This is a genomic window from Alteromonas sp. DY56-G5, assembly GCF_041414725.1.
GTDB classification, from domain to species: domain Bacteria; phylum Pseudomonadota; class Gammaproteobacteria; order Enterobacterales; family Alteromonadaceae; genus Alteromonas; species Alteromonas macleodii.
Map to the genome: position 1 here is coordinate 66,197 of NZ_JANHZQ010000018.1, position 17,299 is coordinate 83,495.

Consider the following 17,299-nt stretch of genomic DNA (forward strand, 5'->3'; position numbering starts at 1 on the left):
GTAATAGCCCCTAATAAATAGACCAATTGATGCGTTCACTTAGCGATGTCAAAGCCGCCACACCTAGCTGAGAATTACCCACGCTATTAAGCGCTGGCGAAAATACGCATATTGAAAAGCGTCCTGGTACAACAGCCACTATGCCTCCACCTACGCCACTTTTACCCGGCAAGCCTACTTTAAAAGCAAAGCTCCCAGCTTCGTCATACATACCACTAGTCGCCAGAAGCGCGTTCACTTGTTTGGTTTGATAAGGCGTTAGCACCTTTTCATTTGCGCAAGTAGAAAAACCTGCGTTAGCAAGAAAGCTCGTTGAGCGCGCCAAGTCCTCACAACTCATTTCTAGCGCACAGTTGTGAAAATAATTACGAAGCACATCTTCCACTTCGTTTTCAAAATTTCCGTAGGCTTTCATCAAATATGCCATTGCTGCATTGCGAGAGCGGTGCTCGTATTCAGACTCCGCCACCACCTTATTTACCACGATATCGCCGTTACAGCTTAAGCGTCTTACGAAATCTCGCATGGCAATATAAGGGGAAGCAAACCGAGATTGCACCATATCACTAACCACCAGCGCACCGGCATTAATGAAGGGGTTGCGGGGAATACCGTTTTCATATTCCAACTGCACAAGAGAATTAAACGGCAGGCCGGATGGCTCGCATCCAACTCGCTCCCACATGGTTTCACCGTAGTGATTGATAGCTAAAACAAGATTAAAGACTTTTGAGATACTTTGAATAGAAAAAGGAACGCTCGCATCGCCTATCGACGTTATTTGACCGTTTGTATCGCAAATTGAAATGCCAAATTGCCGTGGATTAACCGTGGCCAACGCAGGGATGTAGTCGGCAACTTTTCCCATGCCCAACATGGGTTCAACTTCATCATAGATATCTTGAAGTAGTGCCAGCATTTCGTTTTTCATAGTTCCTCTTTCCTGCTTACCACAGATAAAAATAAAGCGCCTTGTTATAAAAACGCTGGCGCTTTAATTTCTATACAAACAATGTAGCGATTAGTTACAGCGCCAATCTTCCTTAAAGTCACACAAGCCATCATCATCTTCGTCTGACGTAAGCTCTATGTTTGTCGATACCTTTTCTGATACTTTATTTGAATCGGAATCGATTATTACTGGCTGTTTTTTATCGATAAAACTGAAGATTGTTTTTGCAATATCCGTGTTATCAATTTGCCCCATAAGCGATTGATAACCAGCACCAAAAGCAAATACTTCAACATCTACACCAGTGTGACCGCCTGTTGTCCACCCCGTGTTTGTTTTGGTGTCTAAGAAGGTTTTTACTGCCATGAAGCGAGTTTCATCATCTTGATTTGATACGCTATCTAGCGTGGCAAGCTCTTCTTCATTCAACGACAAGCCAAGCTTCTGCGCCACAAATTCGCCAGGGTTCTCTTCATTTGCCATCTCTAAAGCAATTGTCATTACCGAGGCTGACATAGACTTAAGATGTTCAGGGCTCCAGCGGTAGTCGCCGTTTGCGCCAATGGTTAAGCCACCTGTGCTGTGATCCGCCGTCAAGATAACAAGAGTGTCAGGGTGTGCTTTTACATAATCTCGCAAATATTCCATAGTTTGCGCTAAATCGTGCATCTCAGCCATAGCAGACGCGATATCGTTTGCGTGACCAGCCCAATCTACTTGGCTTGCTTCAACGAGAAGAAAGAATCCATTGTCGTTTTCTAAGTGTTTAATAGCATGTTGAGTTAGGTACTCAAGACGATTTTTGCGCTTGTCATCTAATACCGCAGGCAGCGCTACTGGAGCAAACAGACCGAGAACATTACTTCCCGCAGGCACTGAAGCCAGACGGTTATATGAATCGGCATATTCGTAGCCAGCATCAATAAACTGCGCCAAAATATCTCTGTCATCGCGTTCAAAATAAGACGTTCCACCGCCTAGCATCACGTCAGCGACAAACTTACCGTCCACGCGAACATCAAAGAAATCTTCAGCTATTTCGTTGTAGTTCTTACGGCTTTCGTTATGCGCAATGTATGACGCAGGTGTCGCATGAACAATTTGAGACGTTACTGCCAAACCAGTACGCATGCCTTTACTCTTAGCATGGTACATAACAGAGTTTACTGGTTGTTTATTTACATCAACACCAATTGCACCGTTGTATGACTTAACGCCAGTAGCAAGAGCGGTAGCAGCAGCGGCTGAATCGGTAACGTAACCAGATACTTGCGCAGGATACGTGGAAGCATTGCCCACTAAAATATCGTCAAACACAACAGATTCGATATTCGGTGTTGACGGGTCATCTACATAATTACGATAAGCCGTGGTATAGGCAGGCCCCATACCGTCGGCTACAACCATTATTATATTTTTCGGTACACCTTTAGTTTGCGTACCGGTTGCACTTGCTGATTCGGTCATAGATTCAGTGATACCACAACCCGCAAGAACAGCAATAGACGCACAACTTAGTAGTGATGTGCGAACAAATTGTTTAATCATTTAAACTTCCCTGAGTAAGTAAGGTACCTACTGGCCTGGATACCCGCAGATACAACAATAACGACACTATCGCGAATGATTCTTTGGTGATCATAAAGGTGTTAGCAAAGCGATAAGATGTAATAGTGTAAAGCAGGCTGGCAAGATGCTCAAAGCTTTTGGACAAAATAACGCAAGCATGAGATGACCAGATGGTCATCTCATTAAATTAGCAATTTTTGAGAAGGAAGCGACTACTTATTTTGTGATGAGAGGTATTCGCGCATGCGCTGTTGTGCCACGTCAACGAGCATGTCGGGCTGGAATTTGGAGATAAACCTGTCACATCCAACTTTTTCTACCATGGCGTCGTTGAAGCTTCCGCTTAATGATGTGTTGAGTGCTATAAATAAATTGCTCATACGAGGATCATTACGCACTTCAGAAGTAAGCCGATAGCCGTCCATTTCTGGCATTTCCGCGTCGGTAAACATTAGCAAAATTTCGTCGGTTGGGTTCTTCCCCTCATCGGCCCACTTCTTCAGCAGCGCTAACGCTTCAGCGCCGTTTTTACGTTCGATGATTGTTATACCTAGCTGCTCTAACGTATCTTTAATCTGTTTTCTTGCTGTGCTTGAGTCATCTACTATCAACACTTTCTTGCCTAAGAAGTGGTTAACAATGTCTTTATCTAGCACTTCTTCAGAGATAGATGTGTCGTAATCGATGATTTCCGCGAGTACTTTTTCAACATCGATGATTTCTACCAGCTCTTGTTTACCCTCAACATTCACCTGAGTTATGGCGGTTAAATAATTGGATTTTCCAATGCCGCTAGGGGGTGGCTGAATGGTTCCCCACGATGTATTCACTATGTTTTTCACTTCACCAATAATGAAGCCCTGCACGCTTCTGTTATATTCAGTGATAATGACATTCTTCGCAGTTGCTTGTGTAGCTGCACCACGCATTTTGATTGCCTGACGCAAGTCTATAATTGGAATGGAGCTTCCTCGGTAGTTCATCACGCCTTTCAGGTTGTGATGTGAACCCGGCATTATATTGAGCTTGGGTACGTTTATAACTTCTTTAATTTTAAAGACGTTCATGGCAAAAATGTGTCGCGTTCCCAGTTGAAACATCAAAAGCTCAAGCCTGTTCTCGCCAACAAGCTTGGTTCTTTGGTCAACTGACGACAATACACTACTACTCATAACACCCACTTTTCATATTATATATCAACAAGCTAAAACAAAAGCGCCCTCGTATCGGACAAGATTATCTAGCGTGAAGCTTTACGCCTAAATTTACCTTGCTCACACCGGCAAAGCTATTACCCTTTTAGCTAATAGACAGACGAAATAGTCAACACCAGCAAGCGTTTGCAACCTACGTAAGTTATTTTTTACCGACCACTTCTTACCCCATTGCCCTAAAACCACCAAATATAGGTGTCAAAAATTTACAGTATCTAGACTTCTCTCGGCGCCAGCCATTCACAAAATAAATGACCGCAATGCAAAATATATATTTCTATTATTCCAAATCCGGCACTAGGATGAAATGGAATCAACGGGAACGCCCTACAGCGTAAACATAAACAACGTTAAGTATTTTAATTATAGTCGGGAGAGACGCTCATGTCGCAATATCAACAAGACATTGATAACTTCGCCACATTAAAGGCAGCACAAAACGGAACTTGGGAAGGTATCAACCCAGAATTCGCTGCACGCATGAAGGTTCAAAACCGTTTTAAAACAGGTTTAGACATTGCTCGCTACACTGCAAGCATTATGCGCAAAGACATGGCTGAATACGACGCAGATTCGTCTCAGTACACACAGTCACTAGGCTGCTGGCATGGCTTCGTAGGCCAACAAAAAATGCTTTCAGTTAAAAAGCATCAAGGCACAACGAATAAAAGCTACCTTTACCTTTCAGGCTGGATGGTAGCGGCACTTCGCTCTGAATTCGGTCCTCTTCCAGACCAATCAATGCATGAAAAAACATCAGTGTCTGCACTTATCGAAGAGCTTTACACTTTCCTTCGTCAAGCAGATGCGCGAGAATTGGGCGACCTTTTCCACAAGCTAGACGACGCTAAGAAAAACGGTGGTGATGTAGCTGCGATTCAAGCTGAAATCGACAATTACGAAACTCACGTAGTTCCAATTATTGCTGATATCGATGCGGGCTTTGGTAACGAAGAAGCAACCTACCTACTAGCAAAGCAAATGATTGAAGCAGGTGCATGCTGTATCCAAATTGAGAACCAAGTATCGGACGCGAAGCAATGTGGTCACCAAGACGGTAAAGTAACCGTGCCACACGAAGACTTCCTAGCGAAAATCAATGCAGTACGCTATGCATTCCTTGAACTAGGTGTTGATGAAGGTGTAATTGTTGCACGTACTGACTCACTAGGTGCTGGTCTTACCCAGAAGATCCCAGTATCTACATCAGAAGGCGACTTAGCTGCTCAGTACAATGCGTTCCTTAAAACTACCGAAGTTGCAGGGGCTGAAGACCTAAGTGAAGGTGACCTAGTTCTTAAGCAAGGTGGCAAACTGGTTAAGCCTGAGCGTCTACCAAACGGCTTGTTCCGCTTCAAAGACAACACAGGTTTTGACCGTGTAGTACTTGACTGCGTAACGTCACTTAAGCACGGCGCTGACTTGCTTTGGATTGAAACTGAAAAGCCTCACGTTGGCCAAATTGCTGAAATGGTTAACGCTATTCGCGAACAAGTACCAAACGCAAAGCTGGTTTATAACAACTCTCCATCATTCAACTGGACGCTTAACTTCCGTCAGCAAGTATTTGATGCTTGGAGTGAAGAAGGTAAAGACGTTTCTGGCTACGACCGCGCGAAACTTATGTCTGCCGACTATGATGACAGCGAGCTAGCAGCTGCGGCCGACGAGAAGATTAAGAGCTTCCAGGCTGACGCAGCACGCGAAGCGGGTATCTTCCACCACCTTATCACGCTACCGACTTATCACACTGCAGCACTGTCTACTGACAACCTTGCAAAAGGTTACTTCGGTGAAGAAGGTATGCTTGCTTATGTACGCGGTGTTCAGCGTCAAGAAATTCGCCAAGGCCTAGCGTGCGTTAAACACCAAGCGATGGCAGGTTCTGACCTAGGTGACACGCACAAAGAATACTTCTCTGGCGAAGGCGCACTAAAAGCGTCTGGTGAAGATAACACTATGAACCAGTTTGACGTATAACTTTAACAGGCAATGAGTTAAACGGAAAGCATCCCAACCTTTCCTACAGGGCACCTTCGGGTGCCCTTTTTTGTGCGCGTCATTCACTTCACTTATGCTTTTTGCATAAAACAAAAAAAGCCATATTTTTCTAAATTTCATAAAAAAACAATATACCAACTATATTTCAATACCTTATAGGTATAACGGCGACCAATTTAAGACTAAACGCTTATCTGACATTGAAATAAAAAAGCTTTATAATAGCTATGTTTAATTAGGTTTAAAAAGAGCATTAGAATAATGAATATAGCGAAGGTCGACCTGAATTTATTGGTTTATTTAGATGTGCTGTTGCGCGAAGGAAGTGTAACGAAAGCTGCAAACCAGCTAAGCATTACTCAGCCAGCAATGAGTAACGGCCTGAAGCGCCTTCGCGATCTATTTAAAGATCCGCTTTTAGTTCGTACCAGCGATGGGATGACCCCCACTAAGCGCGCGCTTGAGCTACAACCCATTATTCGCGATGTGCTTAGTCGATTGGAAAGCTCTATTCAGCCCGAGACTGATTTTGATCCGTTAACCAGCGACAGAACTTTCCGCATTATGACCAGTGACTATGCAGAGAGTACCTTGTTACTTGAACTCGTTGGAAGACTGGCGGATTTAGCGCCCAATATTACGCTTGACCTTATTACGCCGAGTGACGTGACGTTTCACGATGTCGAGCAAGGTAAAGTGGATATGGCAATTAACCGCTTCGATGAACTGCCTTTGTCGTTTCACCAAAAAGTTATCTGGTATGACACCTTTAGCTGCGTAATGAGTTCCGACCATCCGCTAGTAGAAAAATGTAACCTAGAAGGCTATTTGAGTGCCCAGCATATTTGGGTGAGTAAAACTGGGTTTGGCGTGGGTGTAGGTATTGATCCAAATGAAGTACAAAAATTGGGTTGGGTTGACGCAGAGCTTACAAAAATTGGTAAACAGCGTGCTATTCGCGTATTTACTCGTCATTACCATGCAGCGCTTCAGATTGCGAAAAAGCAAAAACTTATTGCTACCTTACCAAGCAAAGCGGCGCGTTTATTCAAACACGACCCTGATGTGGTGATTAAAGAGCCGCCTTTCGACATACCACCTATTGCGCTAAAAATGGCGTGGAGTGCCCTACTTCACCACGACGCAGGTCACATTTGGTTGCGCCGCTTAATCAGCGATGTAGCTAGCGAAATGAATGCGGGCTAAACATTCACAAAATATATGGCAGAAATACAAACCATAAATTAAAAAACTATCTCTATACACACTACACTGGGTGAACAGATAAATGTATAGAGGTAGTTATGCAAGGATATATTACTAGAGGCCGACTACAGGTTGCCGAACAACTCGATAACTTTATTAATGAACAGGCACTTCCTGGCACAGGCGTAGATAAAGACACCTTTTGGCAAGGTGCAGAAACCCTCTTCGAAAAATTCATTCCTCAAAATCGCGCACTATTAGAAAAGCGAGAACAGCTTCAGCGCGCTATCGACGATTATCATAAAGCTGGTAACCCGGTAAACGGAAACGAATATACCGACTTCCTAAAAAGCATTGGTTACCTTGTTGAGCAGCCATCACAAGTAAGTGCACAAACACAAAATGTAGACGCCGAAATAGCAACAATGGCAGGCCCTCAGCTAGTCGTGCCAATCAACAACGCTCGCTATGCACTTAACGCGGTAAATGCCCGTTGGGGAAGCCTTTACGACGCACTATACGGCACTGATGTTATCAGCAATGAAGGTGGAGCAGAAGCGGGAATAAGCTACAACCCCGTACGCGGCGCCAAAGTAGTTGCGAAAGCGAAAGACTATCTAGATAGCATGATACCGCTTGCGAAAGGCAGCCACGCTGACGTTACTGAGTATAAGATTGAATCGGGTAAATTAGCGATCACTCTTGTCGACGGCGATGAAACCACCTTAGCAAACACAGAGCAATGGCAAGGATACCAAGGTGACATTAGCGCACCGTCAAGCCTGCTATTTGCACACAACGGTCTGCATTTTGAAATTCAACTAGACCCGACTCACCCTATTGGCGAGAGCGATGCCGCAAACGTAAAAGACGTACTGGTTGAAGCTGCATTAACCACCATTATGGACTGCGAAGATTCCGTTGCTGCTGTTGACGCTGAAGACAAAACCTTGGTGTATAGCAACTGGTTAGGCTTAATGAAAGGCTCTCTAAGCATTGAAATGACAAAGGGCGGCAAGCAGCTTGTTCGCGCTATGCATGACGATAGAAGCTACCAGCCGTCTAAACACGTTTCACAAGACAAGTTAAAAGACGGCGAACTAGTACTTTCTGGTCGAAGCCTTATGTTTGTTAGAAACGTGGGCCACCTTATGACTAACAATGCCATGCTCTTTGACGGCGAAGAAGTGCCAGAGGGGATCATGGACGGTTTAGTCACTTCACTTATCGCAAAGCATGATCTTTTAGGAAACAGCAAATTTAAAAACAGCCGCGAAGGCAGTATTTATATTGTTAAACCTAAAATGCACGGGCCAGAAGAAGTTGCATTCTCTAACGCATTGTTTGGTGCTATAGAAACGATTATCGACGTTCCAGCCAACACCCTTAAAATGGGCATAATGGATGAAGAGCGCCGCACGAGCATCAACCTTCAAGCGTGTATTGCCGAGGCTACTTCACGCGTTGTATTCATTAACACGGGTTTCTTAGACAGAACCGGTGATGAAATTCATACCTCAATGCTTGCCGGCCCTTTTGCAGAAAAAGCCGCGCTCAAGTCGATGGCGTGGATTAAGGCTTATGAAACTGCAAACGTTGCAGTAGGCCTTCGTTGTGGTCTTTCTGGCAAAGCCCAAATTGGTAAGGGCATGTGGCCAATACCTGACGAAATGCAAAATATGATGACCGCCAAAATAGGTCACCCTAAGGCCGGCGCTAATACTGCTTGGGTTCCCTCACCTACTGCTGCAACACTGCACGCGCTTCATTATCACGATGTAAATGTGTTTGACGTTCAAAAGTCGCTAGATGAAAACTTTAGTGGCCTTGCTGACATACTTACCATTCCATTGTTAGAAGATGCCTCTACTTTGACGCGTGAGAGTATTAAGCGCGAAATCGACAATAACGTTCAGGGCATTTTAGGCTACGTTGTACGCTGGGTTCACCAAGGCGTAGGCTGCTCGAAGGTGCCAGATATTAACGACGTAGGACTGATGGAAGACCGCGCAACCTTGCGTATTTCATCGCAGCACATCGCTAACTGGCTAGAGCACGGCATTGTAAGTGTAGATCAGGTAAAAGAGTCTTTGGCGCGTATGGCTGTCTTAGTAGATGAGCAAAATGCGGGGGACCCTGAATATATCCCAATGTCACCTGATTTAGACAGCTCAATCGGTTTCTTAGCCGCAAGCGACCTTATATTCAAAGGTAAAGAGCAGCCTAGCGGTTACACAGAACCTTTACTGCACGCCCGTCGCCGCGAAATGAAGGCAAAACTTGCGGCGAGCTAGCACAAAATATGAGGGCTAAGAATTGGAAACTAAAAGCTATATTCCATACGGTAAAATACCAAAGAATTAGCTAGCTAGTTTCAAGCCTCATCAGACGCATTTGAATAAGGCTCACTCTGTTAGTCAACAGCAGTGAGCCTTTTTATTTATTGCTGGTGTATTACTAATGCGTTTGCATTTATTGTCGCGACGCGTGAAATCACTTCGCAAACACACTCAAAAGCGAACTGTGTAGTGATATGGCAACACTTTAGACTAAAGATATCGCTTATCTCCCCCTTGATACTTTGCTGATAATGTATGAGTAAACTACGCTTTTATAGTGTGGGGCGCAGCGTTTGTTATTCCGTTGGAACTAAACACTTAGCGCAAAGCCTCCTTAGTTTGGAGTATGCACATGCAGATAGCCTCGGCAGCAATACCGAATAATTTATTACAGGCGAACGTCACGCAAATTGTGCCCATCTTTTCAGGTGGAGGAACAAGATTGAGCGCCCATATCGGCATCATTAAAGCGCTGCAGGACATGGACGTAGGCTTCGACACTTTAGTGGGTGTATCAGGTGGCTCGATTATCGCTTCGCTTTATGCCAAAGGTTACACAGTGGAGCAAATGCGAGAGCTCGCACTGGTTACCGATTTCAAGCAATTCACTGAATTTTCACTCGTAAGATTACTCCGGGAAGGCGGACTTTCTTCTGGCGACGTATTTCAACGATGGATTGACGAACAGTTGGAAGGCGCAGTGTTTGCCGACCTCCCACTCAATCTGCATATTCTCGCTACCGACGTAAACGGCGGCGGACCAGTTTTGTTCAACAAACAAACCTCTCCAGATATGAAGGTGTCAGAAGCAGTGCGGTACTCTATGTCGATACCGCTCATCTTCTCGTTCAAACCCTTTAAAGAGCACCTGCTAGTAGACGGCGCTATATTGTCTGAAGATGCGCTGTTTGAAGATTGGCGAGGCGATGGCACGCCATCAGTATGCTTCAGACTGCAAAGCACCGAACAAAAACGCAAGGCCATTAAAAAGAACTTACTTCAACTGCCCCAATACATCAGCATGCTTATTCGCACGTTTATGACGGCAATATCCAGGGAGTACGTCAATGCGAAGTATTGGCACAATACGGTGGTGGTGAATACCGGGGAGATTTCCGCGGTAGATTTTTCGCTTACACCTGAAATTAAGAACACACTTTTTGAGCTCGGTTATGCAACCACGAAAGAGTTCTTGCCCAAAAAGTGTGCGGGATTTATGAGAAGCAGTGCACTTTAACGGTTTCAGGAAATAATTATAAGTCGCTAGCGCTTACACTTTATAAAAGTCGCGATACCAGTCGACAAACGCTTTTACGCCTGTTTCAACATCGGTGGATGGCTGGTATCCAGTATCTTCAACTAGCGACGACACATCAGCATAGGTGTCAGGCACATCGCCTGGCTGCATAGGAAGAAGTTCTTTCTTCGCCTCAATACCCAATGCACTCTCAAGGGTTTCAATAAACTTCAAAAGGTGCACTGGTGTTTGCGCACCAATATTGTACACCTTATAGGGCGCCTTACTCGTACTTGGATCTGGATTGCCGCCGTCCCAATTCTCGTTAGGTTTAGCCACATTATCCAATGAGCGAATTACGCCTTCAACGATATCATCGATATAAGTGAAGTCACGACGGTGGTTACCATAGTTGTAAACCTGTATTGTTTTACCTTCCAAAATAGCTTTAGTGAACTTGAAAAGCGCCATGTCTGGACGGCCCCAAGGCCCGTAAACAGTGAAAAAGCGCAGCCCCGTTGTAGGCAAGTTATACAGGTGACTATAAGTATGAGCCATTAGCTCGTTAGCTTTTTTAGAAGCCGCATACAAGCTAACTTGATGATCTACGTTATGCTGTTCTGAAAACGGCATAGTCTCATTCGCTCCGTAGACTGAGCTAGACGACGCGTACACCAAATGCTCGACTTTATTATGGCGACATCCCTCTAGAATATTCACAAAGCCAACAATATTTGAGTCGACGTAAGCGTTAGGATTTTCAAGTGAATAACGCACACCAGCTTGAGCAGCCAAATGCACCACTCTATCAAATTTGTGCTCTTCAAAAAGCGCAGCCATTTTGTCGCGCTCTTCTACCCCCATCTCGATAAATGAAAATAAATCAGCAGCAGTAGATGATTTAATCTCGTCTAGACGAGCATGCTTTAAATTCACATCGTAATAATCGTTAATGTTGTCAATCCCGACAACTTGGTCACCACGATTGATAAGGTATTGCGATACAGCTGCACCAATGAAACCAGCTGCTCCGGTGACTAAGATTTTCATTTATTAATCCCTTGGATTTCGTATTTTAAATTAAAGTATCACTGATACGCTCGTGCTTTATTCTAGTTCAAACGAGCGACAGAAGTCTTATACAACCTACTTCTATAAAACTAGCCTTGTCAGTTAACTATGCTACATAAAGCTCAGCTCTTGGTCGGCAAAGTTTTTATAGTTTGAATTAAGAAAATAAAAAACAGTTAGCAAATAATGCACCATAAAATATCTAATTACTGTTCTAGAGTTAATTTGTAGCTCCCCTCAACAGGGTGGTTACAAACCGAATAGGTACTGCATATGAAATTCCAGTTGGTGAAGCAAGTGCACTTTCTTTTGTATCTTTTACTAGAACTTTGTTTATTACACCAATTACCTCTCCTGTTCGAGGGTCATACAAGGGACTGCCACTGTTGCCTGGATAAGCAATTGCATCCAGTTGATAAATTAGGCTTACGTTCTTTAAGCGTGCCATCATGGTATTAGTTAATTGGTTGCTATTTAACGCTGGGATTGCGTCTGGCGTTATTGCAGAAATATACCCTCTGTGTGTAGCAGGATATAAACCCAAAATAGCGCCAATTGGGAAGCCCGTTAACGCGATTTCTGACCCAGGTTCTAACAATTCATCATCTCCAAGTTTCAATGCAGGTAAGGGGGAGTCCAACTTTAACAATGCTAAATCATGCTTAGGATCAATCTTTAAGACTTCTGCTTTAATTTTTTTTACTACTGTACCTTCGCCACTTAGGACTACGTAACTTTCAACTATTGTGGGGTCTAAATCTTCAGATACCACGTGATAATTTGTAATTGCGAAAAAACCGTTTGCTACAATAAACCCCGTCCCTAATACCCTTGGTGCACTGTGCTTAATTGGCGCATCGACAGCTACGGCAACAGTTCCTTTGGAGACTGATTTCACAATAGAAGTAAAAGAGGTTACATCATTATCTGCTGCTACACTCTGAGTCAGTAATCCCAACAGCACTAAAATCCAAATAATTAAAGTTTTCATGTATTTTTTCCCAGTTGAGCGTTAGCTTAATAACTTTAACCAAGGTACACCGTAAGATAACAATGGATTTTTTAAAACAAATAATTCTGCTTTTGATATCCCCCCTAACTATCAGCGTATTGCTAATACTTATGTCATATGCTTTCAAACGGGCAAATTATTTGAACACTGGGAAGAAAATTTTGTTAATGGGTGTACTTGTGTTGATGGTTTGCTCTCAACCATGGGTGGCAAACGTTTTACTTTATCCGTTAGAGTACAACAGCAAACGCTATCATTCATCCGATTTAACTAGAAGTGACGCTATATTTGTTCCTGCATGCTATTATCAAACGCAATACGATCTACCAGAAGTTTCGCGTTGGCACGAGTGTTCAATCCAACGGTTGATTCAAGCTAAGATTTTTTCTGATGAATTGAAAATCCCGATTATAGTTACGGGGGGAAGCTTCCTTGCTGATAAAGATGTTAAATATTCAGAAAAAGCAAAGCAATTTCTTGAAACATTAGGGGTAACGCCTGATAAAGTGATTTCAATACCTGAAGGTACCGACTCACTATCAGAGGTTGAAGCATTAAAAACTAGATTTGGCCACATAACTCTAGTAACCATAACAAGCGCCACTCACCAATATCGATTAGCTCAGATACTAAAAAACGCTGATATAAGCTCAGAGATTTTTCAAGTTGATTTTCAAAGCTCTGGAGAATTAAATCCTTTTCTTTCACTTCCTTCAATTCTAGCATTAGAGCGCACTAGAAGAGCGATATACGAATACTTGGCAATAGTGAAATACCATGTTTTGGAAAAATAGTATAAAAGGATTAGGCAAATTATCGAAAAGATTTGCTAGACTGTTTTGAAGGACGTTTTTTGTGTGGACCAAAGTTTAGTGGCTAATAAAACAATAATAGGACGCGTGAAGTCAATTGTCGGCCGGGACAGTAAATTGGGAAAGGCTCTTGGGGGGTTGGAAAAACTCCAAGAAGCCAAGTTTATCTCAAAACACTTTTCCGAGTTCTTAGAGCCAGTAGTTGCGCAGTCCGAAAATACACGTACTGAGAGCTTTAATATTAGACATAAAGTTTATTGTGAAGAGCTCGAGTTTGAACCACTCAAAAACAATTGTCTTGAAACTGACGAATTCGATAAATTCTCGAGCCCTTGTTTAATAAGACATAAAGGCTCAGGTCACTATGCTGGGACAGTACGTTTGGTTAGACCCCAGATAGAAAACCAACTTCTCCCTATTGAGAAATACTGCATTAATTCAATTACTCATGAAACTCTGAACCCACGTAACTTTGCACGGAAAGACATTTGCGAGATATCTCGACTCGCAGTTCCACTTGAGTTTCGGAAGCGTCAGATGGACCGGTTTTCTGGTGCTGCGACAGGTGTAATTAATGAACATACGTACTCTGAAAATGAATTAAGGTGTTTCCCCTTTATCGCAATCGGGCTTTACTTCTCTGCTGCTGCTTTAGTTATGCACAATAATATCAAACATACGTATGTTATGATGGAACCACGTCTTGCCCGAAGTATGAGGTTTGTGGGCATTCAGTTTGAGCAGGTTGGTCCCGTTATTGACTATCATGGTAGGCGTGCACCCTATTATATCAATCCATCGCTGCTCTACGCTAATTTAAGGCCTAGCTTTAAAATAATGTTGAAAAACATACAGCATCAAGTTGAGAAGTATCCTCGAGACTAGAGAAGCGTCTAAACACTCTAATTACTTTTGCCGAGCCTGGTGCTCTTTACCAAATACATTGCATTCCAGTCTTGCGATATTTTTCAGGCGCGTTAGGAACTATTTATGAGAACATTAGACTTTGGGTTTGAGCAGCTGAAAAACCTTCTACTAACTTCTGGCTTTCGGTCATCACAGATATTATTTGTCGACACTAACGATGCGTACATCACGTATCCAGAAAAAAATTCAGCTATATTGGTCGTTAAACCATACCCTTCCGAATCCGATGGCTCTTCGCGATATATGGAAATAATTAAGATAATAGAACTTGCAAAATGCAATGGATTTGCTGTTCACCCCTACAGTAGAGGCGCCAACTTAGGTTATGGAGGTAAAGAGCCCTACGCTTCAAATTGTATTGCCTTGGATTTAAGTGAGTTTAAAAGAATAAGTTACTACAAGAAATCAAGTGGACACATAACAGTAGAACCAGGAGTATCACAAGAAGCCATTAGTGAATTTTTAATAAAAAAGGGTGATATCCATATACATGACACTACTGGAGCGCCAAAATTTGCAAGCGTCATCGGAAACTATCTTGAACGGGGTTTTGGTCATACTCCACTCGCTGAGCACGCTAAGAATATTCTGCATGCAGAAATTATCACTCCCAACAATAAAGAAGAAGCACCTACACATTTTGTGACATCAACCGATGGTACATCATTTGAAATTGACGGGAAAATAGCAACCAGAACCTATAGCATCGGCCCTGACCTGACAGGTCTCGTGATTCAAAATAATGTCTCAATTGTAACAAACCTTACAATTAAGCTTTTGAAAAAACCTGATTGTTTCGTTGCTTACTTCATACCATTCAAAGAAGAAGATATTGATCAAATGATTGATACTTGTGCAATCCTGAGAAAACAAAACACCATACACAGTGCTGCACACATTGGAAACAACATGAAGACACTCCAATTACTTGCTGTAGAATTTCCAAATCTAATTAAATCGTATGATTACGAAGAGTTAAACAAGTTGATCCGCAAATTCGGTTTAGATGATTGGACGCTTTCAGGAGGGATGTACGGAACCAAAAACCAAGTCAAAGCGCATATTAAAGATCTTAAGACCGCGATGAAAAAACTAGGTGTAAAACCTTTATTCATTGACAAAGAAAAGCTCAGCTTTATTAAGAAAACGCTGTCTATTACTCCTAAATATAATAGAGCTTTAGTTAAAAAACTAGTTTCCAGTAATAGTGGTATAGCCAGAAAAATAGGCGCTAAACTTGCTCTGAGAAAGAGCCTAATAGAATTATGTAAAATAAAACAAGGGACTCCTAGCAATGAATTTCTTCGAACCATTTATTGGAGAAACCTTCAAAAGTTAACAGATAACGTGCCCAATCCAAGTCAAGACAAAGTAGGTTTGCTATGGGGCGCGCCCTGCTCTGAAATATCGAGCAAAGATTTTAAATTAATTACTTCTATCATGAGTGAAACATGTAAGAAGTATAGTTTAGAAAGTCCAATCTCAGTAACCCTTATAAATGAAAGAACAATGGAGTGTGTATTATCTCTTTCATGGGATAGACAAAAAGAGAAGGAGGAAGAACAAGCTTTAGCTTGCTATCAAGAAATAATGCTTAAGTGTGCTTCCATGGGCTTCCTTCAGTATAGAATGTCTACGCTTTCCAATCACTTTCTCAATCGACAGCATCTACCGCTACCTTTTGAGCTCCCTGAACTTAAATCTTATTTTGATCCTTGTAATGTCATCTCTCCTTCAAAATATCAATTAGTGTCTAAAAATTTTACAACACGTAAACGCGAATGAAATAAAACCTATAAAATCAATCGCTTAAAAAATGGCACGTTGCATGCTTGTGTTAACACGTATAACAGACCTACTGTTCAAAACAACGGAGCGTGGAAAATGAAATTTGCAACAACTATCAAATATGCAGCGATTGCGGGAGCTCTTGTTACAGCTTCGAATGCAACAGCTGGAGTATCAGCAACAGCTTATTTAGAATTAAATGATCTTCTTGTTCAAATCGATACTGACGGCGACTTGGTACCTGATCCAGTTAACCCTCTTGACTTTATTTCTATCCTTCCGGGTGGCACAAGGTCAACAAGCACGTTCGCTGATAACAATGGCGCTTCAGATTCAGACTTAGATTCAAAATCCTCTGCCACAGCTGATTCTGATGCAGACTTACTCTGCCTAGGTTCTTCTTGCGGAGTTTTAGGTCTTACCAACAATGGTCAGTCTGTTGATGGTGGCAATTTAGTTGCGAGTGACGCTTTTTACTATTCAGTGGCTGACGCTCAAGTTTCAGGCAGTGCGCTAGGTTCTGGTGCTAGCGGTTTTACATATGCGGATGCGGGCATTGCTGCTGGTAACGATGAAAGCGCGGGTGCCAATAGTAACATCGCAAACGATATCCTTACGCAATTTACACTCGATGCGTTGACAGATATTAATGTGCGATTTAGTGCTTTGATGGATTACTTAGTTGATGCATTTATCTCGCCGGATATCGCTAATGATAGTTTAAGAGCGGCTACAGCTACAGCTAAAGCGACATTTGGAATTCAACTTGCGAACCTTGTCACTGGAGATACAGTGTCTCTTACAGATGGCCCATCAGGCGTGACATTTAACGATATCGCAATTGATCAACCTGGTTTAGGCGACTTACTTGTTCGTTCAGGTAACGGCGAGACTTTCACATCAGGCTGGGCAAACGTTAGTGCTGGTACTTATCAGTTGACCATTACTCAATCATCAACGGTTCAGACCACGCTTGTACCTGCTCCTACTACGCTAGCGATGGCTGCATTCGGCTTGCTGGGCTTGGGCTTAACAGCTCGCCGTAGAAAGCAAAAGTAATCATTGTCTTTATAAGAAAAGCCGGATTTTAATCCTAATGCCGATCAGTTAAGAATATTTTCATGATCGGTTGACCGATCTTTTTAAGGCTTCAAAATCCGATATCAGTCTC

The 17,299-nt window shown here is 42.7% G+C and carries 13 protein-coding genes; 8 read left to right on the forward strand and 5 right to left on the reverse strand.

Features of this window, described 5'->3' with window-relative positions; translation table 11 throughout:
- Nucleotides 1-10: 10 nt before the first annotated feature.
- The 3 genes from glsB to NO989_RS10945 all read right to left on the reverse strand — a co-directional run bounded on the left by glsB (nucleotide 11) and on the right by NO989_RS10945 (nucleotide 3,693).
- On the reverse strand, nucleotides 11-919 hold the full coding sequence (gene glsB / locus NO989_RS10935; RefSeq protein ID WP_014950204.1) for a glutaminase B: 909 nt from the start codon (nucleotides 917-919) through the stop codon (nucleotides 11-13).
- A 102-nt stretch (nucleotides 920-1,021) separates the two neighbouring features.
- Nucleotides 1,022-2,500 carry an alkaline phosphatase gene (locus NO989_RS10940; RefSeq protein ID WP_371342519.1) on the reverse strand — a complete coding sequence of 493 codons (1,479 nt, stop codon included), beginning with the start codon at nucleotides 2,498-2,500 and terminating at the stop codon, nucleotides 1,022-1,024.
- 233 nt (nucleotides 2,501-2,733) lie between these two features.
- Nucleotides 2,734-3,693, reverse strand: a complete 960-nt coding sequence (locus NO989_RS10945) for a chemotaxis protein CheV (protein ID WP_069944630.1) — start codon at nucleotides 3,691-3,693, stop codon at nucleotides 2,734-2,736.
- 426 nt (nucleotides 3,694-4,119) lie between these two features.
- Between NO989_RS10945 and NO989_RS10950 the strand changes: the two genes are divergently transcribed.
- From NO989_RS10950 to NO989_RS10965, 4 genes are all read left to right on the forward strand, one after another.
- Nucleotides 4,120-5,715, forward strand: coding sequence for an isocitrate lyase (locus tag NO989_RS10950; RefSeq protein ID WP_014979852.1), 1,596 nt, complete (start codon nucleotides 4,120-4,122; stop codon nucleotides 5,713-5,715).
- A gap of 282 nt (nucleotides 5,716-5,997) precedes the next feature.
- Nucleotides 5,998-6,942 carry a LysR family transcriptional regulator gene (locus NO989_RS10955; RefSeq protein WP_014950208.1) on the forward strand — a complete coding sequence of 315 codons (945 nt, stop codon included), beginning with the start codon at nucleotides 5,998-6,000 and terminating at the stop codon, nucleotides 6,940-6,942.
- Nucleotides 6,943-7,040: 98 nt separating this feature from the next.
- Nucleotides 7,041-9,236 (forward strand): malate synthase G, encoded by a 2,196-nt coding sequence (locus NO989_RS10960; RefSeq protein WP_371342520.1) that lies wholly within the window; start codon nucleotides 7,041-7,043, stop codon nucleotides 9,234-9,236.
- Nucleotides 9,237-9,633: 397 nt separating this feature from the next.
- Complete coding sequence (locus NO989_RS10965; protein ID WP_014950210.1) at nucleotides 9,634-10,518, forward strand: patatin-like phospholipase family protein; 885 nt, start codon at nucleotides 9,634-9,636, stop codon at nucleotides 10,516-10,518.
- A gap of 33 nt (nucleotides 10,519-10,551) precedes the next feature.
- Here NO989_RS10965 and NO989_RS10970 read toward each other — a convergent pair whose 3' ends face one another.
- Nucleotides 10,552-11,568 carry an NAD-dependent epimerase gene (locus NO989_RS10970; RefSeq protein ID WP_171337308.1) on the reverse strand — a complete coding sequence of 339 codons (1,017 nt, stop codon included), beginning with the start codon at nucleotides 11,566-11,568 and terminating at the stop codon, nucleotides 10,552-10,554.
- 241 nt (nucleotides 11,569-11,809) lie between these two features.
- A complete protein-coding gene (locus NO989_RS10975) occupies nucleotides 11,810-12,580 on the reverse strand; it encodes a serine protease (protein ID WP_014979857.1) in 771 nt (256 codons plus the stop codon).
- 62 nt (nucleotides 12,581-12,642) lie between these two features.
- Here NO989_RS10975 and NO989_RS10980 point away from each other — a divergent pair, with 62 nt between their 5' ends.
- From NO989_RS10980 to NO989_RS10995, 4 genes are all read left to right on the forward strand, one after another.
- Nucleotides 12,643-13,395 carry a YdcF family protein gene (locus NO989_RS10980; protein ID WP_041449860.1) on the forward strand — a complete coding sequence of 251 codons (753 nt, stop codon included), beginning with the start codon at nucleotides 12,643-12,645 and terminating at the stop codon, nucleotides 13,393-13,395.
- Nucleotides 13,396-13,458: 63 nt separating this feature from the next.
- Nucleotides 13,459-14,298, forward strand: coding sequence for a PEP-CTERM/exosortase system-associated acyltransferase (locus NO989_RS10985; protein ID WP_069944637.1), 840 nt, complete (start codon nucleotides 13,459-13,461; stop codon nucleotides 14,296-14,298).
- Nucleotides 14,299-14,403: 105 nt separating this feature from the next.
- The gene (locus NO989_RS10990; protein ID WP_371342521.1) at nucleotides 14,404-16,125 is read left to right on the forward strand and encodes an FAD-binding protein; all 1,722 of its coding nucleotides are present in this window, start codon (nucleotides 14,404-14,406) and stop codon (nucleotides 16,123-16,125) included.
- Nucleotides 16,126-16,224: 99 nt separating this feature from the next.
- Complete coding sequence (locus NO989_RS10995) at nucleotides 16,225-17,187, forward strand: PEP-CTERM sorting domain-containing protein (RefSeq protein ID WP_014979861.1); 963 nt, start codon at nucleotides 16,225-16,227, stop codon at nucleotides 17,185-17,187.
- Nucleotides 17,188-17,299 lie beyond the last annotated feature (112 nt).

Excerpts from the sequence above, each read along its gene's own strand:
- glsB (WP_014950204.1), bottom strand. The coding sequence starts at position 919 with ATGCTGGCACTACTTCAAGATATCTATGATGAAGTTGAACCCATGTTG.
- NO989_RS10940 (WP_371342519.1), bottom strand. The coding sequence starts at position 2,500 with ATGATTAAACAATTTGTTCGCACATCACTACTAAGTTGTGCGTCTATT.
- NO989_RS10945 (WP_069944630.1), bottom strand. The coding sequence starts at position 3,693 with ATGAGTAGTAGTGTATTGTCGTCAGTTGACCAAAGAACCAAGCTTGTT.
- NO989_RS10950 (WP_014979852.1), top strand. The coding sequence starts at position 4,120 with ATGTCGCAATATCAACAAGACATTGATAACTTCGCCACATTAAAGGCA.
- NO989_RS10955 (WP_014950208.1), top strand. The coding sequence starts at position 5,998 with ATGAATATAGCGAAGGTCGACCTGAATTTATTGGTTTATTTAGATGTG.
- NO989_RS10960 (WP_371342520.1), top strand. The coding sequence starts at position 7,041 with ATGCAAGGATATATTACTAGAGGCCGACTACAGGTTGCCGAACAACTC.
- NO989_RS10965 (WP_014950210.1), top strand. The coding sequence starts at position 9,634 with ATGCAGATAGCCTCGGCAGCAATACCGAATAATTTATTACAGGCGAAC.
- NO989_RS10970 (WP_171337308.1), bottom strand. The coding sequence starts at position 11,568 with ATGAAAATCTTAGTCACCGGAGCAGCTGGTTTCATTGGTGCAGCTGTA.
- NO989_RS10975 (WP_014979857.1), bottom strand. The coding sequence starts at position 12,580 with ATGAAAACTTTAATTATTTGGATTTTAGTGCTGTTGGGATTACTGACT.
- NO989_RS10980 (WP_041449860.1), top strand. The coding sequence starts at position 12,643 with ATGGATTTTTTAAAACAAATAATTCTGCTTTTGATATCCCCCCTAACT.
- NO989_RS10990 (WP_371342521.1), top strand. The coding sequence starts at position 14,404 with ATGAGAACATTAGACTTTGGGTTTGAGCAGCTGAAAAACCTTCTACTA.
- NO989_RS10995 (WP_014979861.1), top strand. The coding sequence starts at position 16,225 with ATGAAATTTGCAACAACTATCAAATATGCAGCGATTGCGGGAGCTCTT.